Genomic DNA, 23,246 nt, shown 5'->3' with positions numbered 1-23,246 from the left:
CACCGCCGGGCACCGATACGGCCGATGCGTCGCGCGCGGTTCACGACGCGACTCCCTCGACGCTTGAACCCGGCGTGTCCGCAAGGGAGATCATGCCGGGCAACATTTATTGCACAAAACCCTCGCGCTTCAGAGTCGGCATCGGAACTCGTCCGCGTGCCACCGTCCGGGTTCCGGAGCGGGCGGCACGGGCGCCGGCAGGGTGCGGGGGTCAGGGTCCGAGCCAGGTGACCTGGGTGATGTAGATGCATTCCTGGCGGGGAACGGTGAGGTATTCGAAGAGGAGGTTGCGGGCCGGGTCGCTGTGGGTGCGAATGCCCGGGCCGGTGCCCTGGAAGTCGACTCCGTCGAGATAGACCATGGAGTTGACCGTGGCCAGGTCCGCGGCGGCCTTCTCGACGGCGGACAGGACCTCGGACGGCAGACCGGCGGCGACCTCTTCCAGGCTGGGCAGCCATTCCCAGGACCAGTCACTCACCGGCGATCTCGCGGTGCGCCTCGGCGCGGAGTCGAGCGATCTCGGTCCCTGCGTCCCGGATCTCACCGGGATCGTTCGACCGCGCCACGACACGCTCCAACTCGCGCAGACGTCGCGCCAGGGCTGGGCGGCGCTCGATCGCCACGAACACGGCCCATTTGCGCAGGAAGAGCCGTACGGCGTTCGGTTGGAGGTTCTCGGCGACCCAGTCCAGGGCCTCGTCCTCCTCCTGCTGGAACTCCGGCAGATAGGTCGGGCTCAGCACGGCCACCGCCTCACGAAGCGCCCGGATCTTCAAGGGCGGCATCGGAATCAGCGGCTCGTCGCCCCACTCGGCGTGCTCGGCTGTCATGGTCTCCTCCTCCACCGCCCAGTCAACCAGAACCATCCGACCCACGCCCCCACCACCACGAACCTGCCAGAGCACGACAGGCCCGGTCAGGCCAAGCGGCGGAACGAGTTGTCGATGCTCGGTCCGGAGCCCCGCCCAACCGGAGTCGTCACGGTCGCCTTCCAGGCTCACTACTCACGGTTCATGCCGCTGGACCCGACCGATCCGCCGACGGCACGGGGCTCGGGCGCCCGGCGCTCGCGCAGACTGCCCCGTCAGGCCGAACACCAGTCGAGTGCCCAGCCACCATCCTGACGGAAATGGCCCAAAACCAGCTGTTCGGTGATGATCGGCCGAAATCCCTGGCATACCGGCAAACCGTGGCATCGTTCGACAGCGGCTCCTAGCTTTGGAATGTGCTCTCACCGACACGAATCATCGGCGAACGACTCCTTCTGCCGGACGACCGCGTGGACGCGTCTTGACACCCCCCGAGCCGACTGGCCCGGTACACGCGACCGCCACCTGGTTCCGTCTACACGACCCGCAGCACTCCCGATTCGGCGAAGCCCTTCGCCGGTCCCTCGACGAGGTCCTCGACGGCCAACGCACCGGTCGCTACGACGTGGCCACACTGGAGAAACCCGAGAAGACCTACCTCGCCGCCAAGGTCGGCATCGTCTGCCGTGCCGCACACGGCTTTCCCGCGGGTACGACCCACTACCTCGTCGCCGGCCACCGCGTCCACCCCCGCTTCTCTTTCACCGGAGCGTGGACCCTCCCCCGCGAAGCCCTCGGGCACGTCGGCCTGTTGCTCACCGCCGACGACGAACGGTCACGCTTCTCCGTCGGCCTTCTCCACATCACCGAGGACGCGGTGCTGCCCGGATCGCCCGAGCGGAAATATCGGCTGTCCCCCGCCGGTCGCCGCGCGATCCACTGGCTCGTGCGCTCCGGCGACCTGCCGGAGAACTTCCTCCTGCACCTGCCGGCCCACACCCGCGACCTGATCCTGGCCGATCGCGTCTCCGGCCAAAGGCGCATCAACGAACTCTTCCGGCACGTCCGCGACCGCATCATCCCGCGCGAACCCGTGGCCACCATCGCCCACCAGACCGACCCGGCGAAACGCGTCCGCGACGCCCGTCGGCACCTCCGCGACGAAGGCATCATCATCCTGGGCCACCAGCGCGAGCACCCGGGCATCGCCCGCGAGCTCCGGCTTCCCGTGCCTGCCAAAGGATCGTGGCTCTCGACCCGCATCGTGCCCGCTCGCCCGGACGACCCCCGCCCCGCCACAACCATCGCGGGCACCTCCTACGTCCGCGCCCGACCAACCGACACCCCACAACCCGGCCCGGCGGACTACTGACCCGGTCAACGCAGTCGCCGCGGTCGCTTCTCGCCCCGATCTCGTGTGCACTCCGTTCGACCGCCACGAGGCCGAACCCGATGTGGCCGAACCTTGCGAACTCGCCCCCGATCGGGCCGCGATCCCGCCCCACTGCCCGACCACTACGGGTGGAAACCGACCCTGCCGTCGGGACCTGGATTCGGTGACGAACCACACGACCACCACGCAGCCCGGCGGCGCGGAACTCCGCTGCCGGCCCTTGTGGATGGACAGCCCGGGGTTCGACGTGAGCCCTACTGGGCGGGAAACCACGTGGGGCCACGACAAGCGCGCGAAGGTCGCCCCCGAGATCCCCTCCCCTACTCCTTCTGGCTCCTCCCCGCGGACACAACGCCCGCCAACGACCGTACGGGCAACAACCTCCGGCACTACCGCCTACTCCGCCGCGTACCCGCGCACTGGGACCTGGGGCCACCGGGCAGGACGTTCGCAGCCCTTCCGGAGCGACTGCGCACCGCTCCCTGGGGGCATCACCGCCATGGAGACCATGTGCGAACGCTCCTGCCGGGACGGCACGACCCGCTCAGCCACCCGGCGGCGCGGACACGTCCAGGACCCGCCCGATGCTCGTGGCGAGCAGTCCGGGCGGGTCGATCTGCGGGTCGTAGAGCCGTTGTTGCTGCAACCCCTCGCACAACGCCAGGAGCCACACCGCCTCCTGCTCCGGGTCGCATCCCGGGGCCAACTCCCCCCGGACGGCCAGGTGTTCGAAGAGGGTGGTGAAGTACCGGCGGCTCACCGCGAAGTGCTTCTCGAAGTAGGCGTGTGCGGGATGGCCGGGGGCGACCGCCTCGCCGGACAGGACGGAGAACAGCTCGCGCAACCCCGGCGTCTCGTAGGCCACGCGCCGGGACGCCTCGACCACGGCGCTCAATCGGCCGGGCAGCCCGGTATCGCCGGCGACGGCGCCCAGGCTGATCGTCAGGTAGTCCTGGCGGGCGAGGACCGCGTGCAGCAACTCGTCCTTGCTCTCGAAGTGGTAGAGCAACGTCGAGTGGGAGATGCCGACGGCCTTGGCCACCTCGCGCATGCTGAGGGCGTGGAAGCCGCGCGCGCCGAACAACGTGGTCGCGGCGTCGAGGACGCGCGCGCGCCGCTCCCGGCCCGAGGCATAGCCGGTGCGCCGGTCGAATTCCTCGGCGTCTTTCGCCACGAGTTCGTCGAGCGTCCGGCGCGGTGGCGCGGCGGGGGCGGTGTTCAGCCCGGGCTCGGACACGAGCCCGTGCAGATAGCGCTCCAGGCTCGCGGCGACGTCGACTCCGGACGGGTCGTAGAGCGCGAGCAATTGCAGGCCCTCCCAGCCTGCCACCACCCGATCCGCTTCGGCGCGCAGTTCGCCGGCCGGGACGGCGGTGCTCAGCATCCGCTCGGTCCAGGCGCGGAGTTCGCGGTAGCGGCGGCCCATCCGCGCATGCGCCGGGTGGTCGGCCCGAGTCGCCTCGCCGCCCAGTGCGGTGACGAGGTCCGGGTACCCGGCGACGGCGGCGTTGCGGCGGGCGGCCGCGACGATGCGGTCCGGGCCGGGCGGCTCGGCGGAGGTCGCGGCCTCCGGTTCGGCAGCCGGCCCGTCGCCGGACAGGGGCGGCGGTCCGGCGGTCGGCCCGCCGGGCGCCCGGGTGGCCCGTTCGTAGCGGTCGAGCAGCGCGTCGAGCAGTTCCTCCTTCGAGGCGAAGTAGCGCAACAGGCCGGGGTGCGACAGGCCGGCCGCCTTCGCGATCTCCCGCAGCGACGAGGAGCCGAATCCGGACTCGCGGAACAACCCGTCCGCGACGTCGAGGATCTGCGCGCGGCGGGACAACCCCGTCGCGTAGTGACGTGCGGCCTTGCGGACAGCCATTCCACACCCTCTTGGCAGGCTACGGGCGGCCAAGCTATCAAGCCCCGCTTGGTCCCCCGCGTCCCCATTCCCTATTTTAGACCAACTGGTAGCACTTACCGTCGCGGCTGCGGTACAAGTGGTCGACCGACCACTCGTAGGCACCGAACGGAGCAGGAAATGACGATCCGGCGCGAGAACTTCATCAACGGCGCGTACACCCCGGCACTCGACGGGCGCACCAGTGACCTGGTCGACCCGGCGACCGAGGAGGTGTTCGGCAGCGCCGCGCTGTCCTCGGCCGCGGATGTCGACGCCGCCTACCGGGCCGCCCAAGCCGCGGCCGAACAGTGGAACCGCACCACCCCGGCGGCGCGGCAGCGCGCGCTCTACCTGCTCGCCGATGCCGTCGAGCAACACGCGGGCGAGTTCGCCGACCTCGAATCGCGCGAGACCGGCAAGCCGCGCGACACCCTGGAGCAGTGGGACATCGCCACCGCCATGACCGACCTGCGGTTCTTCGCGGGCGCCGCACGGGTGCTCGAAGGTCGGGCGGCCGGCGAATACCTGGAGGGCTTCACGTCCTACATACGCCGGGAGCCGATCGGCGTCGTCGGCCAGATCACCCCGTGGAACTTCCCGCTTCCGATGGCCGTGTGGAAGGCGGCTCCCGCGCTCGCGGCCGGCAACACCGTGGTCCTCAAGCCCGCCGAGTCCACCCCGTCCAGCACGCTGTTGCTCGCCGAACTCGCCGCCCGGGTGCTTTCGCCGGGGGTGTTCAACGTGGTCACCGGCGACCGTGCGACCGGTGAGGCGGTGGCCCGGCACCCCGCCGCGGGTCTGGTGTCACTGACCGGATCGGTCCGCGCCGGCCGCCGGGTCGCGGCGGTGGCGGGCGCGCAACTGACCCGGCTGCACCTCGAACTCGGCGGCAAGGCCCCGGCCGTGGTGTTCGACGACGTGGACCTGGACACCGTCGTCGAGCCGCTCGCCATGTCGAGTTTCTACAACGGCGGCCAGGACTGCACCGGTTCGACTCGCCTGCTGGTTCACGAACGCGTCTTCGACGACTTCACCGCCCGCTTCGTCGCCGCCACCGGCCGGGTCACCTGCGGTGCGCCGCACGAGAAGGGCGTGTTCTACGGGCCGATGAGCACCGCGGACCACCTGGCGGCCGTCGAGGGCTTCATCGACCGGCTCCCGAGCCACGCGCGCGTACTGACCGGCGGCCGACGCATGCCTCGCCCGGGCTACTTCTTCCCACCGACCGTGGTCGCCGACGTCCGGCAGGACGACGAGATCGTCCAGAACGAGGTGTTCGGACCGGTCGTCACCATCCAGCCGTTCGGCACCGACGACGAGGCGCTCGCCCTCGCCAACGGCACGCCGTACGGTCTCGCCGCATCGGTCTGGACCAACGACCTGGTGCGCGCCAACCGCTTCACCCGCGAACTCGCGGCCGGCTGCGTGTGGGTGAACTACCACCTGCCGCTCGTCTCGGAGATGCCGCAGGGCGGCTTCGGGCAATCCGGCTACGGCAAGGACATGTCGGTGTACGCCCTGGAGGAGTACACGCGGATCAAGCACGTGATGACCTTCAACGGCGGCCCCTACCTGCCGATGGAGGCGATCGCCAACGAGTGAGCCGCAACGGCGGTACGCCGGGCCCGAATCCGCCCCCGGCACCCATGCCCGCGAGCCCGGCGCGTCGATCGAGGCGCCCCCGACGGCTCGCCGGAAGGCGAATCGTCGGAGGCGCCTCGCCGACACGCGTCCCGTTCGACTCGCCCCGCACGGGCTCATAGACAGGCGATGACCTCGGCCGACGTCATGGGCAGTGAGAACATCGGGTAGTCGTAGGTGAGCGCGTTGTCGTGCTCCTCCTGGGAGGTGGCGGCGACACAGTCCCGCAGGGTGATGACGCGGAAGCCGTTCTCGTACCCGGTGCGCATCGTCGACTCGACGCAGCAGTTGGTGAGGAAGCCGCCCAGGATGATCGTCTCGATCCCCTTGTTGCGCAGGATGAAATCGAGGTTCGTGCTCGCGAAGGTGTCGAGGCCACGCTTGCCCTCGATCACGATGTCGCCTTCGGCCGGGGCGAGATCGTCCACGATCGCCGCGCCCCAGGAGTTCTTGACGAACGCCGAACCTTCCACGACTCCCTTGAGGATGCCGTACGGGTGGCGCGACAGTTCGCCGTAGCCGGGGGCGAAGGTGATGGGTGCGTGCATGATGGTCACGCCCGCGGCGCGCGCGGCTTCGACCAGGGCCACGGTGTTCGCGAGCATCCCGGTCTTCGCCATCACTCCGGCCACGGCACCGTTGAGCACCCCGCCCTCGCTGGTGAAGTCGTTCTGATACTCGATCAGAACGAGTGCGGTCTTCGCAGGGTCGAGGCGGAAGGTCTCGGACATGGAAGCTCCTTGCCGAACGGCGACGTCAACGTCACCGGCCAGTCTGCCCGACCCGACCCCACCCGGCGCCCCGTTCCGTACCGACAAGGCCGGATCGCTGCCTTGAGAGGTACTGCCGCCACAGCTCAGCGGTTTTCGCGGGCGGCTTGCTCGATCAGGTGCACGACGACGTCTCCGACCGGATGTAGAGGTCGGTCCCGGTGCTGCCGCCCGGATGGGGGAAGGGCACCGGGTTCAGCGCGGCCTGGATTTCGCTCCCGGGGTACTCGTTGATGACGTCGCCGAGCCTCTCCCCCGCGTCGGGGACGGTCGTCGGCTCGCGAACGTGGAACCCCGCCGTGGCACAGGCATCGTGCGGGAGACTGACACCGCCCTTTGCTCGTCGGCGCCGCCGGCGGTTCCCGAGTGTCGGTGGCCGAGCGCATGGAGGATTGCGTCGTGGACACACCCGCTTCCCGTACGTGGCCGGTCTCGGTCAAGGGCGTTGTGGTCGACCGCCGCGATCGTGTGCTTTTGCTGCGCAACGAGCGGCGGGAGTGGGAACTGCCGGGCGGGCGACTGGAGTCGGGTGAGGAGCCGGCCGAGTGCGTGGTGCGCGAGATCGAGGAGGAGACCGCCTGGCGGGCTCGGACCGGGCCCTTGTTGGACACGTGGGTCTACGAACCCCTGCCCGGACGCCACGTCCTGATCGTCACTTACGGCATCCATCTCCCGGACGCCGATACCGCCCCGGTCCTCAGCCACGAGCACTGCGAGATCGACCTGTTCACCCGCGCCGAGGTCCCCGATCTGTTGATGCCCGACGGCTACAAGCGGTCCGTGACGGCATGGTTCGACCGCCCCGCCCGCACGCCCGAACCTGGCGGCCTCGGGTCCTCGTGATCCACCCGAGTCGTTCGCGTAGCAGGCGTGCCAATGCCTCCGGCAGGAACTCCCCCCGTCCCGCACCCGGTGGTCAGGGATGCCCAGTCCGTGCCGTTCAGGAGCCGGCGATGGTGCGGTGGCCCGTCGAGGGCGAGTCTTGCCGTCGGCCTGCCGTGCTCGCTCACACCCGGAGACTGCGGCGTCCCCGGAATCGAGGGACGTCGAGGCCCGCTCTGCCTGTCGGTTGGGGCGTTCGGCGCAGTCCGAAAATCCCTGGCTCCCCGGTCCGGCCGCTTGGTGGGATGCGGTGGCTGCGACGGCGGGAGGGCACAACTTGGCGGTGTTCTGCTGTGCGGGCTGCGGTACGGTCCTGTCGGCGGCGGTGTCCGCACTTGGATGTCGTGGACCGAGTCGATCCTTGGCTGGGCTCGGGGAGGACTGGGTATTGCAGGTCAGGACGTTGATGACACTTTCGGCAGGGCAGACCCTTGCAGCCGCGAAGCCAGGCCTTGCCACGCTGTTGCCGGCGCGGCGCACACGACGCGGCTGTCAACGTTTGCCTCAGGTTGTCGGGTCCCAGAGCCCGTCGGCTTCGCCGCGGGCGAGGTGCTCGGCGTAGACGCCGACCTTCCAGGCGATGGGGCGTGAGCACATCGACGGCCTCCTCCACCCGTCCGGCCTTCGACAACAGCTCGGCGTAGCGGGCGCACACGTGGCCGTCGCCCAGCTCGGCGGGGTCCGGACGCACCATCACGAGTGCCTCGTCGCCCTCGCCCCGGCGGATCATGATCTCGGCGGTGACCCACTCGGCGGCCCGCCAGCCGATATCCGTGAACGGGTCCACCAGGGCCAGCGCCCGATCGAACTCCCCGGCCGCACACAACTCCCGGGCCGCCGCCTCCGCACAGTTCCAGTCCCCACGCTCCCGCGCCGCCCGGATCAGCAGTTCCACCTGCCCCAGGTCGAGGAGGGTCCGCACCATCCGCGGGTAGACGCCACCATGGTTGCGCGCCTGCCAAGCAAGATCATCGATGTTCACGCGGGCACCCTACGAACTGCCACCGACAGCCTTCGCCCAGCCGCGGTCGGGGTGCCGACACAGACCCCGCTCGGCTCCCGAAACGGTGAGAATCCGACAACACGGATGAGACCGAGTGAGAATCCGCCAACCGCAATGCGACAGGACAGCTGCGTCGAGAAGCAATCCGCGCGTCCGTGTGCTTGGTGACAACAGCCATGCCTAAGTGACAACCAGCGTGCTTCGGCTCACCAACTGTGACTGAGCGCTTGATTCGGCGGATGTCCCGTCTCAAATGTTCTGGTCCCGGTCTCAAATGACCTGGTCCGATCCGCTCGGCGTCTCAATGATCTGGTCCGCCACCCAGAGACACCGTCAGGGGGTGTTCGCCAGTGATCCCGATGACGTCTTCAGGATGCGTCCTGCGGGTGAGCTCAGCTCAGCTGCGCGGGCAGGTGGTTGCGGAGAGTCTGATGGAAGGCTGCGAGTCGTTCCTGCTCGGTACCGAGGTTGCTCAGGGTCTCGTAGGCGTGCGCTCGGGCGTCGATAGAAGGGTGTGTGACCAATTCCCGGTAGAGGATCCAGATGCCTCCGCGAATGAGTTCTGCGCATTCCTCCTGCTGGGTCGTGTCGCCGGCGGTGAAGGCCAGAAGGAGTTCCAGGAGTGCGGTTCGGACGAGGGGCGTCGTGAGGGAGGGATCGGCCAGGGACGCGAGGACTACTGCCGCGGCAGCCGGAGCGGGGCCCATGAGGTTGGACTGGATCATGACGTGGTTGTCCATCCCGGCCAGGGACACTTCTTCGGGCGTCCGGGCGGCGATGAGCCGCAGAAGGACATCGGGCAGGTGGCTCGCCGACTTGCCGCAGTCGAGTGCGGACCAGTCGTGGCGATCGAGTTCCATGCGGACGGCGAGCATCGAAGGATGCTCGCTCTCCGGGGGCCGGCGGGACGTGGGCGGGGCCGACTCGGCGCGGTACCGGTCCAGGAGCCGGAAGAACTCCTCGGCTGGGCTGGAACCGTCGGGCGTGACTCGTTCGATCTCGGAGGCCCAGCCGAGGGAGCTGTGGTGTCCGAGGTGCAGCCAGAGCCATTGAGCGAAGGAGCCTTCGGGCCAGAAGTCGAAGGGCTCGTCGACGGCGTGAACGCCGAGCGCGATCCGATAGCCGATCAGGATGGATTCCAGGCTCCGGAGCGAGCCGCCGGGCAGCCAGACACCGGGGCGGAGGCGGATCTGTTCCAGGAAGTCGTAAACGTCCGTGCAGTCGTTCCAGTGCTTGGCGCTGTCCTGGGGACCGTACTCGATCGGCATGGCACGAGCCTACGGTGGCGGCTCGATCATGCCGGACGGCCCCGGAGTGACGCCCAGGGACACCGAACCGAACCAAATCAACTGAGACGGAGCCCGTCATTCGTCCTTCCGGGACCGGATCACCTGAGATTTCCTGCACCGTTGTGTCTTAATTGATCTGGTCGCCGCAGGTCACGGCACCGTTGGCAGACCAGATCATTTGAGACGGGACAGCGGATGAGCGCTTCAGCCGGCGAACGGCCTGGCCCATCTGTCCGCCACGCCTTCTACCCTCTCCGCCATGCGCTACCTGGCAGAATCCTTCGCCTGCGGTGCTTTGCGTCGCGGCCGGCCCGTCGAGCAGTTCCTCGGTCCGGTTCGAGCCGCCGACCGTTTGGGCATCCACTACGTCGAGATCCGGCCCGTCCGGTATCAATACGAGATCATCCTTCACGCGTGTGAGGACGTCGGCCACGAGAGCTTTTGTGATCCGGCCGAGTTCCCGTCGTTCCACGGCGAGGACGGCGAAGAGGACTTCGGGCTCCTGCTCGCCACATCCGACGAGCCTCTCGACGCGCTGAGGACCGCCGAGAACCTCACCGGTGCCGTTCGCGGCCGGTGGGTCAACGAAGGACTGATCCAGGACGAATACCACGACTACCTACAAGCGGGACGCCCCATGGACGCCGCGCACGACGGACACCCCTGGCCGAAACCACCGGCCGCTCCCCCGACACCGGTGACACAGACTTCGAGCACTTGATTTGGCGAACCCCGCCAACTGAAGTGCTCATCCGCCAACTCAAGTGTGCCGACGCATGATAGGTGTCACCCGGGATCACAGTTGAACTGGTCGTTTGAGTCAAGCTGGTTGTCACCAACGAGGCAGGCTGCTTGGCACCCGCGCGCCGCGCGCATCGTCGTCCTTCCTCCTACTGTCGGGATATGACGAGCTACGCCACGGCCTGGGACTCCCGTTCCCGGTACAGACCGTCCTTCCGTGACGACTACGTTTCCGGATTCGCCGGTGTTGGCGATGTTCATGCCGTCGAGTTGCCCGACCCCCAGGGCAAGACCTGGGACAACACGGAAACGATGTGCGGTCGTCCGACGCGAGGGATGGAGCAACTGGTGCACTCCAACCCCGCTCGATGGCCGCAACCCAGGTTGACTGGGAAGGCTTGCGATGCATGCGCCAGAGCCGTGCTGGCCTCCCCTGCCGAGTGAATACTTCATCGCACTTGGCAGCCTTGGTGAAACCAAGTCTGCTTTTGTGGCAATTATCATGCTTCGGCTCAGAATATGGCGCGGTTTTTGAGCACCTACAGTTGCTGTGAGGTCTCGCAGTTCGTGTCCTACGCCGACGCTGTGACCTGGGGCTTCTCGCAGGTGTCTCAAACGTGTCCAGTCCCGGAATCTCACGACCGTGTCCGAATCCTCGGACACGACGCCAAGTTCGCGCCACTGACCTGCGCGGTCTCACGAACGGGATTCGTAGGACATCGGTCGTGAGATTAGGACACGCGGGCTGAGACCCTACAGTTGCTTCAGGCGCCGAGGCCGACGTGGGAGACATAGGTGTAGGCGCCCCAGTCGGAGTCGAGTTCGGCGGTGACGTCGTCCCAGGTGTCGGCGAGGGAGGGCAGGTCGTTGGCGATCATGGCGTCGACGGCGTCGTCCCAGATGTAGCGGACCTGGAGTCGGCGCATGCGCAGGTTGTCCCGGCGGCGGGGTGCCAGGACGACGTCCTGGTTGATGGGGTGGATCTCCACCGTGGTACCTCGGCCGCCTCTGTCGAGGTGTTGTTTGAGGGCGCCGGGGTTGGCCATGACGTTGCGGGCGCGCAGGTTCCAGTACGCGGTGTCGATCGCCTCCAGGTTCGCCGGGCGCGGGCGTTGGGTGCCGCGGGTCCAGGCGCGGATGGTGGAGCGGGAGGCGGTGATGCCGGCGTCGGCGAGGGCTTGGGGGCCTCCGCGGACGGTGGTCAGGTAGCGCATGCGGGCGGTCAGGCCGCGGCGGGTGGTCACCGGGGATTTCACGCCGCCCTCGACGATCATCCGCTCCAGCGCGTCCTCCAGGGCGCGGCCGAGGGCGACGCTGCCGTGCACGTTGCCGGGGTCGCCGGCGGCGCCGTAGAGGCCGAAGTTGCGCCATCCGTCGGTGGACATGGCTCAGGTGGCCTTTCCGGGCAGGGTGTACTGCTCCTTCGATTTGGATTGGGCGGTGGAGCGGCCCTCCTCGAACACGGTGCGCCAGTCGCCGCCGGTCACGTGGAGTTCGTCCACGCCACGCATCCGCACGATCGTCAGGCCTCTCTCGTGGGCGCGGTATCCCTTGCGCCACAGATTGGCGAACGCCTGGGAGCGGATGATGTGCATCCACTCGGGTCGGCGGATGTCGCGGTTGGCGCTGGACTCCCCCATCGTCGAGACGAACTTCGAGTACATCGCCTTGACGTATTCGACGGTCACCGTGTCACCCGCCCCGATGGCCTTCTCGCGGGCCTCGGTCAGCACCCGGCGGAACTTCTCCAGCAGGCCCTCGCTGGAGCCCGACGTCCAGGACTGCGCGATCACCGGCGCCTGGCACAACCCGAGGTCGGCGCAGCGCAGCAGGAGGCGAATGGTGGCGTCGTCGAGGAGGACCTCGCCTTCCTCGCGGCGGTTGCCGATGGGGTCGGGCAGGTGTGGGTGGTTCCAGGTGGGGCGGGAGTCGAGGAGGTAGACGCCGGAGCGGCGGGGGTCGAAGGAGCCGGTGGGGTCGTGGACGAGGGCGCCGATGGGCAGGTGTGCCTTGAAGGCCGACAGGAACGCGGCGTTGGTGTCGAGGACGTCGACGACCACGGGGTCGCGGGTGCCGGCGCGGAGGTCGTCGACGAGGGGGGTGTTGGTCCAGTTGTGGCGGCCCTCCCAGATGCCGTCGACGCCGTCGCGGGTCTTCTTCCGCAGGAATTCGGGGAGTTCGGGGTACACGGTGTGGTCGTAGTTCGAGCCGACCCGGGTGGCCTGGAACAGGGCCATCGCGTTGGGTACGGCCTTCTTCGTCAGGGCTTCGGTCGCCGCGTCGACGTCGCCGCCGTGTTCGGTCAGGGCCTCGTCGACGGCGCGGGTGATCATCGAGGTGAAGTAGGAGTAGTCCCGGCCGGCGTAGCCCTCGCCCGGGGTCGACGAGGCCCGGGACGGCGGCTTCGTGCTGCGGCGCCGTGCGGAGCCGGCCCCCGGGGCGGGCCCGGGGGCGGTGGGGGCCTTGCGGGCGGGTTCCGGGGCCTCCTCGGCCGGGGAAGTCCCGGGCGCGGCGGCGGTGTTGCCGGGCGGCGGGACGGCGTTGGTAGCCGGCGCGGCGGTGGTGCCGGCGGTCGGTCGGCCGGAGGTTCCGGGGCGCGTCACCTGCGGCCAGGCGCACGCCGCGCTCGCGCCCGGGGCATCACCGGGCGCTGCGGTGGAGGACGTGGGGGTGGTCCCGGGCGGGGCTGCGGGCTCGCCGGTGGAGGGCGGTCCCGGGGCGGTGGTGGGCGTGGTGTCCCATGTGGGTGTGGGTGGTTGGTGGGGGGTGGGGAGGTCGGTGAGGCGGGCGTGGGCGAGGTCGGCGCGCAGGGTGGTGGTGGTGGTGTGGGTGCCGAGGTCGCGTTCGGCGATGTCGGCGTGGAGGTGGTCGGTGTCGCGGGTGAGGGTGACGGTGATGTCCAGGGATGCGGCGGCGACCAGGTGGGGGTCGTCGGTGTCCAGGACGGCCAGGACGGGGAGGTCGTGGGTGCGGGCCAGGTGGGCCAGGGCTTGGACGGCGTCGACGACCGCCGCGGGGCCGGAGAGCGGCAGGCGCGGGTCGGGGGCGGCCTGGAGGCGGTCGACCACGACCAGGGCCAGGCCGGGCAGGTCCGCGACGCTGTCCGCGATCGCGGCGGCGGACAGGTCCGCGCCGTCGTCGATGTACAGCGGTGCTGCGGCGATTTCGGCGTGGAGGATCGCGACGTCGGCGGACTCCTGTGGGGTCAGGCGGCCGGCGCGCAGGCGGCGGTAGTCGAGGGGCAGGTGCGCGGCGACGATCCGCGCGGCGACGTCCGTGCGGGACAGGCCGGACGCGGCGTAGAGCACCGGCAGGTGCAGGTCCAGGGCGGTGGTGCGGGCGGCGGCGGTCGCGAGCAGGCTCGCGCCGGCTCCGGGGGCCGCGGCGATCAGGTGGAGCCGGCCCGGGCGCAGACCGCCCAGGACCTCGTCCAGGGCACGGATCCCCAGGGACGCGACGGCAGGCATACCGGTGTCGATGGTCGAGGGTGGGGTGGGGGCCAGAACACTGTCCAAGACGTCGCCGAACGCGGCCAGCCGGCGCGACGAACCCGACACGGCACCGACAGCGGCAGGCACGGCGACGTCGGGCGCGGCCGGCGCAGTGGCGGTCGCGGCCGTGGTCATGGCCGTCGCCTCTGCGGTGGGTGGGGTTGCGGGTGCGGCCGGCCCCGACACCACCGAGGTTCCCGGGGCTGGGACCGTGACGGCCGGCGGAACCCATCGGGTTTCGGACCCTCCCTGAAGATGTCCAGAAGACGAGCTGGGCCGACTCGACATGAAGGCGTTGCCCGCGATGGTCCCTCCGCCCGTCGGCGCCAAGCCGCGTGCCAGGTCGACCGAGTCGGCGTGTGCCGCGAGAGTGAGCACCTGGCGAACACTGCCGACCAGACGCCGAACCATGTCGTGACACCGATCCGGTGGCTGCGTCACTCATCCACAAGGTCCAGCCATCCCGGGTGCACCATCGAGTGCAAGGCGGCGAGGAACGCCCTGCGGTATTCGTCGTCGAAAACATCGCCGAGGTGGATGCCCCGGCGCCGGCCGTCCTCGAAGGTGACTTCGACGCCGCCCAGGAACTTGTTCGACAGCAAACTACACCGGTGCTCGTCGGCCGCGTCGTACGCCAGGGCGCATGCCGCCTCGGCGAAGGTCTGATCACGCGCGGGGAGCGGGTTCCTGCGGCGGCACGGAACCTGCCGATCAGCGCGTGCCCGTATTCATGAACGGTCACGTGAAGGAATTCGTAGAAGTCGAAAGTGTTCCCTCAGAACCAAGGTCATGCCCGATCCGGGCTCCGCGAACTCGCCGGCAACCTCACACATCGCGCGGCTGCAGCGGTCAGCGTTTGACGCGTCCGCGGATCGCGAGCAAGGCGAGCGCCAAGAGGATTGGTTCGAGGAGGCGGGAGGCCATTTCGATGTAGGTCCCGGGTGTGGTGAGGTTTTGGCCCGAGGAGCGGAAGACGACGGAGTTGACGACGATGCGCGTGGCCTTCTCGGCACGTTCGGCGGTGAGCCGGTCGTGGATGCCCCCGGCCAGGACCGCGTCGGGGGTGCCGGTGACCAGGTCGACGCGTTGTCCGGGTTGGGCCTGTATGCCGGTGGTGTGCGGTTTGGGGTCGGTGGTGGGCAGTCCCCAGAGCATCGTCGCCAGGACGGTGGCGGTCATGGCGAGGAGGAGCCACCACAGGGCACGGGTGGCGCGCAGTCCGTAGCCGGACAGCAGCCAGTACCCGGTGATCAGTGCGCGTTCCCCTGTGGTGCGTTTGCGGTCGTGGCGGCGCATCTCCATCTCGCCGTAGTAGAAGTCGGCGGCGTCGGGTTCGTTCTTGCCGTCCTCGGACGCTTTGCGCAGTGCGCGGTAGACGGGGCCGACGTCCTCGGGTCCGGGGGCGGTCGCGGGATCGGGGTGGCCGGGGCCCGGTGTCCAGCCGCGTGGGGGCGGGGGGTTGCGTGGATGAAGGGCGCGCCAGTGGTGCTCCTCGGCGATCGTTCGGCGGCGGGCCAGACGGGCGGGGATCCCCTTGCGCAGGCGCCAACCGGTGGGGGGCGCGCCGAAGACGGTGTCTCCTTCGAGACCGAGTTGGTCCAAGTGGAAGGCACCGCTGAACACGCAGGCGGTGAGGTCGGTGTCGGTCAGAACCAGGTGTGTGGCATCCACGCCGCGGATCGACACGATCCGCACACCCGTGTCGCGGGTGAAGCCGGTCTCGGCTTGCGGTGTTCCGTGTGCGTACAAGAAGGCGACGGTGTGGGCAACGATCGCGATCGGGTGTGTCAGGACCGCGTGGGAGAGGTCCATCTCGGCGTAGCGCACCCGCACCGTGGCCGTCGACTCCCACCGGGTGCGCACACATGCCACCCGCCGGGCGGCTACCTCGATCTCCACCGGTGAGGAGAACACCGCACCTGACAGGTCCAGACACCCCCGGCAGCGCATCGGTCCCATCCGGCCGGCCCGGACGAACGTCGCCTCGCCGAATCTGGCGTCACCGGAGAACGTGACGCTGTCGAAACGGGCGCTGCGCGCGAATGTCGTGTCGGTGAACCGGGCGTCCATGGCGAACTTCGCGCCGTCGAACTGTGCATTACCGGAGAATCCCGCGCCGTCGAAGCGAGCGTCGCCGGAGAAGGTGGCACCCTCGAACGAGGCGTCGGCGGCGAACCCGGCGCCGTCGAACCGCGCGCTCGCCGAGAATCTGGCGTTCGAGAACAGGGCGTCGGCGCGGAACGAAGTGTTCTCGTACCGAGCGTGGGTGAACCGGGCCCCGACGAACCGGGCCACGGCGTGGAACTGCGCTGTGTCGAACCGGGATTCGTCCGAGAATTTTGCGCGGTCGAACCAGGCGTCGCCGGTGAACCTTGCACCGTCGAATCGGACGTCGCCCGCGAACGTGGTGGTGTCGAAACGCGCATCGGCGGAGAACGTCGCGCCGTCGAACCGGGCCGCATCCAAGAACATCGCGTTGTCGAACCGGGCATGGCCGGTGAACTCCGCGCCGGTGAACCGGGCGTCGCCGATGTGTGGTTTCGCCGTCGCAGGGCTGCACAGCGCGCCGAGGAGTTCGCCGAGCAGTCCCGCGTCGAATGTGGTTCCGCGGTGGTCGACGGGATCACCCGGGGTCAGGCTCGTGAGGTACGCGGCTCGTTCGGCGGGAGTGAGGTGGGCGAGGCAGCGGGTGTTTCCGGTGACGTGGACGCCTCGACAGCCAAGGGGATCGGTCGGATCCGCACCCTCGGCGCAGTGTGGCCACGGCAGCGGAGCGGGCGAAGGCGCGGGAGGTGACGTCATGCCACCGGGGACGCCGGAGCGTGATCACGCGGTTGCGGGTGGGGCGGCCCTGCGAAGCGATCCGCGCGTCGACGAAGACGGCCGGCACACCGTTTTGCGCAGTTCGGGCACGCAGCCTTGGCGCCGCGCAACCTACCAGGCGGGCGTGGCACCACCGATCGCCTGCTCCGGGGTGAAGCGACCGCTGCATTTCGTGCCCCGAGACCCCCCGCCCGGCCGTCTCCGGCAGCCCTGACCGTTCCACGGGCACCGCTTCGGGCGCCGGCGCAGAGAAGCGGGCACAATCACGGTGCCGGTGGCCGCAGTGTCGCGGGCGTCGATGCCGGAGTTCGTTCGTCGCACCGGGCGGCGGTTGCTTTGGCCAGGCTGGGGCCCGTCGGCCCGTCCAGGCCACAGCACGCGCCGCCGCGCTTCTCGGGGATCAGCCGGGTTCCGCGGATGCGGGCGCGATGACGATCTCGCCGGGCGTGTTGTCGGAGAGGGCGTGGGCCGGCGCGTGGATGCCGCGTGCCTGCGCCCGGTTCGCGTCCTACATCCGCCATGGTCGCCCCCGGCGTCAGCCACGGCGAACGTCCCCGACTCCAGAGCACCGGAAGCCGGGCCCCGCTCCCGTACTCCTGACCGACGTGAACCGGAAGGCGCAGACCCGGGACAACGGAACGGTCAGGTCGCTGTCGCATCCCGCACAGACAAAACGAACAAAGGCCCTCCGCATGGGAAAGCCCCGATCCTCGCACCCGGCGGCAACGGGCCAAGGTGTTTTCGCGTCCGTCACGCGGCTACCTCTTGGCCCGCCTTCCTCGTGTCCGGCACCATCGCGCGGGGCCCACGGCGAAGCCACCGCCGCCGATCGGGTAGCGCTCTTTCGGGTCCAAGCCGAGCGAGCCCAGACCACAGCCGTCCGAACCGCAGGAGGCGTCCCCGGGGGCGAGCGCCCCGGCGGCGACCCCGAGCCCGGTGGGTGTCCGGGCGCGGCCGGGAGTTCGGCCGAGGCCGAGCAGGGCGGCGCGTCGGGCTCGATCGAGGCGGGGCCGCTCACCGGGACGTCGGTCGTGGTGACGGGTTCGATGACCGGGGCGCCGGCGGTGCTGTCCCGTAACGAGATGAACGAACTGATCGAGAAGGCAGACGGTCGGGCCGCGTCGAGTTTCTCCGCCAAGACGTCCCTTGTCGTCGTGGGGGACAAAGCGGGGTCCAGGCGGGCAAAGGCGAACGGCGCGTGCCATCACCGCAGTTCGACGGTGCGATCGGTGGCAGGCACGTCCGGCTTCACGGCCGAGCGCCAGGGCCGGGTCGAGGCCGCGGTTGCTCGGGCCGTGGGCTCGGCGCCCGGTCGAGCGCACGAGGAGTATTCGCGTGGAGCTGACGGTCGTCACACAGAATCTCAAGCTCGGTGGGCTGCGGTAGGGCGACGGGGATCCGCAGGGCCGGTGGCCGTTGCCGGCGGAGCGGAACCCGGTCTCGGCCGAACGGGTTTCTGCGAGCATTGTGCGATCTCGGGTCGGACGCGGCTCCGCTCGCTCCCGCAGTAAATGGCATGCCATAGTCGAGGGTTCGGAGAAGCGGGCTTGCGACGACCCGGCTGCCGAGGGCGAACAGCCACCCGCCCGTGGCCTCGACGGCTGGACCAGCCGGCTTGCTGTAGGCAGCCGGCTTCTCCGGGTCCGCAATGGTGCGGTAGGCGCTGACCCGATGGCCCTTGGCCACGGTTCCTGTTGTGTTCGGATTTGCTGCTCGCAAGGGCTCGGATCCATGGCCGGCACGCTGTGGGTCGGCGAGACGGCGGAGACGGCGTCGAAGTCCGACGGCTTCGATCCTCAGCTTCCGGTTCGACGCGACCGGCCCAGGCCCGGCACACCGGCTGGGGCTGTGATCGCATTGGTCTCGGGTGAGCGTCGGAGGGCGAGGGTGAGGCCGGCCATCGTCGTGATCGCCATCGCGGCGACGCCGACCAGCGCCGCGGTCGTGTAGGCGTCGTCGTTCGGGAAGAGGTGGCCCGTGGGGGTGCCGGCGGCCAGGATCAGACCGCCGATGGCGCTGCCCAGGGAGTACCCGACGCTGCGGACGACGTAGTTGAAGCTCATGGCGCTCGACGTCTCGCTCTTGGGGGTGACGGCCAGGATGACGCCGGGCATGGCGGCCGAGAAGCTGCCGACGCCGAAGCCCAGCACGCCCATGGCCGCGAGCAGTTCGGCCAGATTGGACCGGGCGGTGGCGAACAGGACGAACCCGCCGCCGACGATGGCGGCGCTGCCGGCCAGGACCAGGGGGCCGTCGATCCGTTCGCGGACCCGCGGCGTGAGCTTGCCGGCGACGAACCCCAGCACGGAGAACGGGATGAGGACCAACCCCGCCACGAAGGTGGTCAGTCCGAAGCCGTAGCCGGCGCTGTGCGGCGTCTGCGCGTAGCGGGTGATGAGCGTGAGTAAGAGGTACATGCCGCACCCGCCGACGAACATGGCGATGTTCGCCCCGGCGACCGCCGGGTGCCGTACCGCCCGGATGTCGATCAGGGGCGTCCTGGTTCGCAGTTCGGAAACGGTCCAGGCGCAGAGCAGGAGTACGGCGGCGACGGCAAGGGTCACCGCCACGGCGAGGTGCCGGCTCCACAGGCTCCTCTCGCCGGCCAGGAACAGGACGAGGAGCAGTCCACCCGCCAGGAGGAGCGCACCGGCCACGTTCACGTGAGCGGAGCGGCCTTCCGGGGCTGCGGGTATGGAGCGCCACGCGGTCACGAAGGCGATGACGGTGACGAGCAGGCCGAGGCCGTAGGCGGCCCGCAGTCCGCCGAACTCGGCGAGCAGCGCGGCCAGCGGGTAGCCGACGCCGGCTCCGATGATGGAGACCACCGAGATCAGGGCGATCGTGGCCGAGCTGCGCTCCTCGGGAAGATGGTCGCGGGCTACGCCCATCATCAGCGCCGTGAGACCGAGTCCGACGCCTTGGGCCGCTCTGCCCACGAGCAGCCAGGCGAACGGCAGCGGCAGCACGGTGAGCGCGCTGCCGACGACGACGACCGCCAGCGTGGCGAGAATCGTGGCCCGCCGGTGCGGACCGGCTCCGAGCCGGCCGAGGACGGGTGTGGCGACGGCGCCGCTGAGCAGGGCGATGGTCAGCGTCCACTGCGCGCTGTCGAGGGAGACGTGGAACGTGGTCGCCACGCTGGTGATGAGCGGCGTCCCGAGGCTGCCGACCGCCGCCACGACCAGAGCGATGAACATCAGGGCGGGGACCAGCAGACGGGCCTCGGAACGCGCGGTGCTCACGGGCTGGTCACGAGCCTGGGCCGCGGTCACCGGTCCGACTCCTCTCGGGCCTGGCTTTCGAGCTCCGCCAGATGCAACAGCGCCGGAAGGGCTGCTGCCAAGGCCTCGACCTCGTCACCGGTGAGTTCGTCGATCAACCGCGCGTAGGCGTCGACGCCCGCCTGGCGTCGCGTCCGGACGTACGACGCGCCCGCCTCGGTCAGGCACACGAGCGTGACCCGCTTGTCGGACGGATCGCCCTTCCGCTCGACCAGCCCGGCTTCCTCCATCACCCGGACCAGGACGGTCATCGCGGGCTGGGTGACGCCCTCGGCCAGCGCCAGATCGGTGATCCGTCGCGGGCCGGTCTTGTCCAGGGTGGCCAAGGTGGCGGCGGACGTCAGGCTCATGTCGCGGGGAAGGCGTCTCACGGCCCTGGTGGCCAGACCGTAGAGGGCTGACCCGATGGCATCGGAAGCGCCGTGCGCGGCGTCTCGGCGACTCACGCCCGAAGCATAGCAGTTTTATATGAATTCTTTATGCATCTATCGATCAGGGTTCGGCGGCCACCACGCGCGGGAGCTTGCCGACGTGCGGCAGCGAGTCGCGCGCCGCGGTCCCCGACACCGCTCGTAACCGCCCTTCCGCAGAAAACCCGGTCGTAGCACGTCTCATGTCCGTGCACGACATTCCCCACCCTCATGCCCAGGGTGTTCATCCGGCGTCCGGAGGCTCCTGCTCGCCGTCGCCGTCGGAATCGACGTCCTCCCTGATCGGGACACGCGCCGCCCCGTCCGCTGCGACGGCCTCGGCGGCCGCTGACCGGCCCGGGAACGTTGCGGCGATGACGATCTCGGCTCTCGCGATCGGAACTCCTTCGCCGGCGGGGCGCGGCCGGGGACCGGGGGCCGGAACCAGCGGTGCGAGGCCCATGCCAGGGGGCCGCCGTGCGGTGGGGGAAGCGACGGGAGGCATCGCCGATGGGCGGGTCCGGGGCGGGGCCGCCGGCGCCTTCGGGGTCTTGAGGTCCGGCCCCGAAGCGGTGGGCTGTGCTTCGGCTGCCGGGGTCGGCTCGCCCGACGCGGTGTCGTCGGGCACGTCCCGGGTGAGCAGGGGAAAGGGAAAGGGCGGCGGGAGCGGCTCGGCCGGCGGGAGTGGTACGACACCGAGCCCGGGCCAGGTGTCGCGGACCTCGTCCAGGAAGGCCCGGTGGTCAGTGCCATGGGTCACCGCGGCGGCGTACAGGGCGTCCAAAGCGGCCTGCAGGGAGTCCGGCTCGGCGGCGCCGAGCAACGCCGGCAGTGCGCAAGCCTGTTGGAGCGCGTTGTGGGTGGTCCCGTCCGGGAGGGTGATCGTGGTGCATGGAACATTCGGGTCCCCGAGCAGGCGCCGCCACGCTACGTCCGGCTCGTCGAACGGCGCGGGGAGCGGCGCGCCCATATCGAGCGCCGCCAACGCCGGGGCGATCCAGTCGACGCCGTCGAGCCCCGCCAGAGCATGGGCGCGGTGCGCCGCCCAGCGCGCGATCTCGCGTTGCGTCCCGTCGTCGACCCGCGCGATCGCGTGGACCAGATGCACGTCGAGCATGCGCATACCGTGCACGTTCCCGCCCACCCGCCGCAGCCGCTCGGTCGGCAACCGGCCCGCCCACATGCGGAGTTCGTACTTCCGGACGGTTTCCGCGTACGCGCGGGCCTCTTCCTCGCGGGCCGCGCGCGCTGCCGCGGCCCGTTCGTGGGGCGTCGGGGGCGGTGGCCGGTCCCGGGCGACCCGGTTCCAGTAGGCCGCCTGGTCGCTGGTCTGCCGCACCACGCGGTCCGGTTCCGCAGGCGCGGGCCAGAACTGCAGCAGGTAGCGGTCGACCGGCGGCTCGCCGTCGAACACCACGCCGTGGGCGTTGGCCTCGTCCATCCCCACCGCGCAGTAACGCACCCGATGGTCGACCGGATCGAGTTCGAACTCGCACGCGATTCCGCCCTCCCACTCCGCGAGCCACACGGTGCGGGTCTGTGGGGTGAACGGTGCCTCGACCACGTCCTCCCACCGCCCATCCACCGCAGGTGGGGTGTCGTGGACCTCGATGGTCAGCCCGACGTGGCCGGTGTGCATGCCGGTGGTCAGGAACAGATACCCCTCCACGGCGGCGCCGCACAGGCCGTTGACCTGTCCCGCCTGGTGGTCGTCCCGGATCGACACGCAGTTGGCGCGGCTGTCGACGTACATCTGCATGTACGCCACGTGCACCGAACCCTCGAACACCGTCCGCACGAACGCTCACCCCCCCGAACGTCACCGGCCCCCGCGTCCTCGACCCGGGCCACCAGGCCTCATGCTGCCGCACGGCACGGACAACACGACTCCGGGAAAGTCCGCCCACAGCCGATGAGTTCACGGCACGGGATGTACGACACCGCGTGTCCGGTGGAGAGCCTCCGATCACGACGCCGCCGCCAACACCGGACCGACCCGCTTCACGGCGTACCCACCTCCTCGAAGGATCATTCGACGAAGGATCGTTCGACACGCCGGCCACGCGCGCCAAGTGGTCACGACACATACGCTGCGGTTCCTCATCGTCGGCGAGGCCGGCGCAGTCCCCGCTGCGGCGGGGCAGCGCGAGTTCCGCCCCGATGCGGGGCAGGGTCGGAGCGGCGGCCGGTGCCATCCGGTTCGAGCAGGCCCGGACATGGTGGAGGTCGCGTCGTTGTTCGCCCGGGCGGCCGACCCAACGCCAAGGCGTGGGACGCATCCTGATCAACCGCGTACCGCGCAACGCGCACCGCGCGACGGACGACCCGACTACACGTGGACACCGGCAGCCAGTCCCCCCGAAAGACGCCGGGCTTGCAGACTGCCCACGAACTCGCCTTCCTCGTCGTGCCGCGCGTGCACGGGCGGATCGGCATCGATGTCGAGCGGCTCGCGCGCTTTCGATTCCCACCGTCGAACGCGATGCGGTGCCGCGTCCTGCCCCGGTCCGCGGAGGACCGCGAAGTTGCCCGTCGCCGCCACTCGATGCGCCGCCCAAAACGCGGCTCCGCCGCGCTTGCGGCCGCACCGCACGAGACGTCGCTCAGTAAAATGAGGACCGACGAGGACCAGGACGCCCGCTATGTGGTGACCGGCACCGCCGAGGCGGACCGCGCTACGACACACCTCTGTGCGACGGCGACGAGGTATTGATCCTGCTCACCGACTACCCCTCTGGCACCTACATGCGCCCCACCGAAACCTCGTAACCGCCCTGGCCAGTAGACGGATTGGGGCCGTGGAGGTTGCGGCCGATGCCAGAAGGACGACA

At 69.9% G+C, this 23,246-nt stretch carries 17 protein-coding genes and 1 pseudogene; 6 read left to right on the top strand and 12 right to left on the bottom strand.

What is annotated here, in order from left to right; all coding sequences use genetic code 11:
- Nucleotides 1–211: 211 nt before the first annotated feature.
- Both ACZOOI_RS29385 and ACZOOI_RS29380 read right to left on the bottom strand, forming a co-directional pair.
- On the bottom strand, nt 212–478 hold the full coding sequence (locus ACZOOI_RS29385) for a hypothetical protein (protein ID WP_391587869.1): 267 nt from the start codon (nt 476–478) through the stop codon (nt 212–214).
- Complete coding sequence (locus ACZOOI_RS29380) at nt 471–830, bottom strand: hypothetical protein (RefSeq protein ID WP_391587868.1); 360 nt, start codon at nt 828–830, stop codon at nt 471–473. The genes ACZOOI_RS29385 and ACZOOI_RS29380 overlap by 8 nt, the downstream gene beginning before the upstream one ends.
- A gap of 460 nt (nt 831–1,290) precedes the next feature.
- Here ACZOOI_RS29380 and ACZOOI_RS29375 point away from each other — a divergent pair, with 460 nt between their 5' ends.
- Complete coding sequence (locus ACZOOI_RS29375; protein WP_465278656.1) at nt 1,291–2,181, top strand: NaeI family type II restriction endonuclease; 891 nt, start codon at nt 1,291–1,293, stop codon at nt 2,179–2,181.
- A 565-nt stretch (nt 2,182–2,746) separates the two neighbouring features.
- Here ACZOOI_RS29375 and ACZOOI_RS29370 read toward each other — a convergent pair.
- The gene (locus ACZOOI_RS29370; protein WP_465278655.1) at nt 2,747–4,060 is read right to left on the bottom strand and encodes a TetR/AcrR family transcriptional regulator; all 1,314 of its coding nucleotides are present in this window, start codon (nt 4,058–4,060) and stop codon (nt 2,747–2,749) included.
- Between the two features lie 159 nt (nt 4,061–4,219).
- Here ACZOOI_RS29370 and ACZOOI_RS29365 point away from each other — a divergent pair, with 159 nt between their 5' ends.
- On the top strand, nt 4,220–5,683 hold the full coding sequence (locus ACZOOI_RS29365) for an aminobutyraldehyde dehydrogenase (protein ID WP_465278654.1): 1,464 nt from the start codon (nt 4,220–4,222) through the stop codon (nt 5,681–5,683).
- 155 nt (nt 5,684–5,838) lie between these two features.
- Here the strand turns inward: ACZOOI_RS29365 and ACZOOI_RS29360 are convergent, their stop codons facing one another.
- Entirely contained in the window at nt 5,839–6,453 is a 615-nt protein-coding gene (locus ACZOOI_RS29360) for a cysteine hydrolase family protein (protein ID WP_465278653.1), read from the bottom strand.
- Nucleotides 6,454–6,891: 438 nt separating this feature from the next.
- On the opposite strand from ACZOOI_RS29360, the gene ACZOOI_RS29355 reads away from it, so the two are divergent.
- Nucleotides 6,892–7,335: an NUDIX hydrolase gene (locus tag ACZOOI_RS29355; protein ID WP_465278652.1), complete on the top strand. Its 444-nt coding sequence runs from the start codon at nt 6,892–6,894 to the stop codon at nt 7,333–7,335.
- A gap of 543 nt (nt 7,336–7,878) precedes the next feature.
- On the opposite strand, the pseudogene ACZOOI_RS29350 reads toward ACZOOI_RS29355, so the two are convergent.
- Both ACZOOI_RS29350 and ACZOOI_RS29345 read right to left on the bottom strand, forming a co-directional pair.
- Nucleotides 7,879–7,968 (bottom strand): annotated as a pseudogene (locus ACZOOI_RS29350) (MerR family transcriptional regulator); the annotation flags it as partial.
- Nucleotides 7,969–8,769: 801 nt separating this feature from the next.
- Nucleotides 8,770–9,645: a hypothetical protein gene (locus ACZOOI_RS29345; protein WP_465278651.1), complete on the bottom strand. Its 876-nt coding sequence runs from the start codon at nt 9,643–9,645 to the stop codon at nt 8,770–8,772.
- 280 nt (nt 9,646–9,925) lie between these two features.
- On the opposite strand from ACZOOI_RS29345, the gene ACZOOI_RS29340 reads away from it, so the two are divergent.
- The gene (locus tag ACZOOI_RS29340; protein WP_465278650.1) at nt 9,926–10,387 is read left to right on the top strand and encodes a hypothetical protein; all 462 of its coding nucleotides are present in this window, start codon (nt 9,926–9,928) and stop codon (nt 10,385–10,387) included.
- A gap of 784 nt (nt 10,388–11,171) precedes the next feature.
- Here ACZOOI_RS29340 and ACZOOI_RS29335 read toward each other — a convergent pair.
- Nucleotides 11,172–11,792 (bottom strand): hypothetical protein, encoded by a 621-nt coding sequence (locus ACZOOI_RS29335; RefSeq protein WP_465278649.1) that lies wholly within the window; start codon nt 11,790–11,792, stop codon nt 11,172–11,174.
- Between the two features lie 3 nt (nt 11,793–11,795).
- On the bottom strand, nt 11,796–14,033 hold the full coding sequence (locus ACZOOI_RS29330; protein WP_465278648.1) for a DnaB-like helicase C-terminal domain-containing protein: 2,238 nt from the start codon (nt 14,031–14,033) through the stop codon (nt 11,796–11,798).
- A 293-nt stretch (nt 14,034–14,326) separates the two neighbouring features.
- Between ACZOOI_RS29330 and ACZOOI_RS29325 the strand changes: the two genes are divergently transcribed.
- A complete protein-coding gene (locus ACZOOI_RS29325) occupies nt 14,327–14,632 on the top strand; it encodes a hypothetical protein (RefSeq protein ID WP_465278647.1) in 306 nt (101 codons plus the stop codon).
- Nucleotides 14,633–14,747: 115 nt separating this feature from the next.
- Here the strand turns inward: ACZOOI_RS29325 and ACZOOI_RS29320 are convergent, their stop codons facing one another.
- The 4 genes from ACZOOI_RS29320 to ACZOOI_RS29305 all read right to left on the bottom strand — a co-directional run bounded on the left by ACZOOI_RS29320 (nt 14,748) and on the right by ACZOOI_RS29305 (nt 22,213).
- Nucleotides 14,748–16,700 (bottom strand): pentapeptide repeat-containing protein, encoded by a 1,953-nt coding sequence (locus ACZOOI_RS29320; protein WP_465278646.1) that lies wholly within the window; start codon nt 16,698–16,700, stop codon nt 14,748–14,750.
- 1,817 nt (nt 16,701–18,517) lie between these two features.
- A complete protein-coding gene (locus ACZOOI_RS29315; RefSeq protein ID WP_465281319.1) occupies nt 18,518–19,921 on the bottom strand; it encodes an MFS transporter in 1,404 nt (467 codons plus the stop codon).
- 71 nt (nt 19,922–19,992) lie between these two features.
- On the bottom strand, nt 19,993–20,355 hold the full coding sequence (locus ACZOOI_RS29310) for a MarR family winged helix-turn-helix transcriptional regulator (RefSeq protein ID WP_465278645.1): 363 nt from the start codon (nt 20,353–20,355) through the stop codon (nt 19,993–19,995).
- A gap of 304 nt (nt 20,356–20,659) precedes the next feature.
- Nucleotides 20,660–22,213 carry a hypothetical protein gene (locus tag ACZOOI_RS29305; protein WP_465278644.1) on the bottom strand — a complete coding sequence of 518 codons (1,554 nt, stop codon included), beginning with the start codon at nt 22,211–22,213 and terminating at the stop codon, nt 20,660–20,662.
- A gap of 537 nt (nt 22,214–22,750) precedes the next feature.
- Here ACZOOI_RS29305 and ACZOOI_RS29300 point away from each other — a divergent pair.
- Complete coding sequence (locus ACZOOI_RS29300; RefSeq protein ID WP_465278643.1) at nt 22,751–23,128, top strand: hypothetical protein; 378 nt, start codon at nt 22,751–22,753, stop codon at nt 23,126–23,128.
- Nucleotides 23,129–23,246: the final 118 nt, after the last annotated feature.

This window comes from Embleya sp. L77, assembly GCF_055557415.1.
This window is presented reverse-complemented; position numbering and strand designations above follow the sequence as displayed.

Coding starts and splice junctions, on each gene's coding strand:
- ACZOOI_RS29360 (WP_465278653.1), bottom strand. CDS start 6,453: ATGTCCGAGACCTTCCGCCTCGACCCTGCGAAGACCGCACTCGTTCTG.
- ACZOOI_RS29330 (WP_465278648.1), bottom strand. CDS start 14,033: ATGACCACGGCCGCGACCGCCACTGCGCCGGCCGCGCCCGACGTCGCC.
- ACZOOI_RS29310 (WP_465278645.1), bottom strand. CDS start 20,355: ATGAGCCTGACGTCCGCCGCCACCTTGGCCACCCTGGACAAGACCGGC.
- ACZOOI_RS29340 (WP_465278650.1), top strand. CDS start 9,926: ATGCGCTACCTGGCAGAATCCTTCGCCTGCGGTGCTTTGCGTCGCGGC.
- ACZOOI_RS29380 (WP_391587868.1), bottom strand. CDS start 830: ATGACAGCCGAGCACGCCGAGTGGGGCGACGAGCCGCTGATTCCGATG.
- ACZOOI_RS29315 (WP_465281319.1), bottom strand. CDS start 19,921: ATGTTCATCGCTCTGGTCGTGGCGGCGGTCGGCAGCCTCGGGACGCCG.
- ACZOOI_RS29345 (WP_465278651.1), bottom strand. CDS start 9,645: ATGCCGATCGAGTACGGTCCCCAGGACAGCGCCAAGCACTGGAACGAC.
- ACZOOI_RS29365 (WP_465278654.1), top strand. CDS start 4,220: ATGACGATCCGGCGCGAGAACTTCATCAACGGCGCGTACACCCCGGCA.
- ACZOOI_RS29370 (WP_465278655.1), bottom strand. CDS start 4,060: ATGGCTGTCCGCAAGGCCGCACGTCACTACGCGACGGGGTTGTCCCGC.
- ACZOOI_RS29335 (WP_465278649.1), bottom strand. CDS start 11,792: ATGTCCACCGACGGATGGCGCAACTTCGGCCTCTACGGCGCCGCCGGC.
- ACZOOI_RS29320 (WP_465278646.1), bottom strand. CDS start 16,700: ATGACGTCACCTCCCGCGCCTTCGCCCGCTCCGCTGCCGTGGCCACAC.